The organism is Bradyrhizobium tropiciagri (assembly GCF_001189845.1).
GTDB classification, from domain to species: Bacteria; Pseudomonadota; Alphaproteobacteria; order Rhizobiales; family Xanthobacteraceae; genus Bradyrhizobium; species Bradyrhizobium tropiciagri.
The window spans coordinates 1-602 of sequence record NZ_LFLZ01000186.1; the positions used below are offsets into that span (position 1 = coordinate 1).

Consider the following 602-nt stretch of genomic DNA (forward strand, 5'->3'; position numbering starts at 1 on the left):
AAGCGCAAATCGACCTTGATTACCGCCCAGCTGCCCGTTGCCCAATGGCACGACATGATCGGCGAGCCAACCATCGCAGACGCTATCCTCGACCGGATCATCCACACCTCCCACCGCATCGCTCTCGAAGGCGACAGCATGCGAAGGAAAAAAGCCGCGCGCCCCTTGACCGACGTCGAAAACAGCGAAACGAATACCAACTGACTTCAACAACCAGGCAACCAAAAGCCAGCGCCGCCACGCTGTCCGCGATTTAGCGAAACCGCTGTCCGTCAGTTAGCGAAACCACTGTCCCGTTTTTGCGAAATACGCAGCGAACGGAATGGACACAGAGGATGGCATCATCTGGGTTTACGGCATAGGTGACGACCAGGTCATGGCGTTCACCGACTTCGGCATCGAAAACCTGATGGAGCTCATCAGGATGCACAAGGAAGACCCCGAACTTCTCACGCGGTGGAATCGGTGAGCCCCTGTCCGCGGCCTAGCTCGGATGGATACGGCGCGACGCGAGTGCGACCTGTTGGTGCGAGAGCCGGATACGAAGTCTGACGCGAACTTGCACATGGCGGGGAAGCCATGGTTCCGCTGCTGATCTCACT

Annotated in this window: 2 protein-coding genes; both read left to right on the forward strand. The window is 58.1% G+C overall.

All coding sequences use genetic code 11. From position 1 onward, the window contains the following. Positions 1-204, forward strand: a 204-nt coding sequence (locus tag AKN84_RS44340) for an ATP-binding protein (protein WP_162240949.1), incomplete at its 5' end; no start/stop codon positions are given. A 118-nt stretch (positions 205-322) separates the two neighbouring features. Further along, positions 323-469 carry a hypothetical protein gene (locus tag AKN84_RS48305; protein WP_430649982.1) on the forward strand — a complete coding sequence of 49 codons (147 nt, stop codon included), beginning with the start codon at positions 323-325 and terminating at the stop codon, positions 467-469. The last annotated feature ends 133 nt before the right edge of the window (positions 470-602 follow it).

Bases quoted from the DNA above. Each gene is read 5' to 3' on its own strand.
- AKN84_RS48305 (WP_430649982.1), top strand. From the start codon at position 323: ATGGACACAGAGGATGGCATCATCTGGGTTTACGGCATAGGTGACGAC.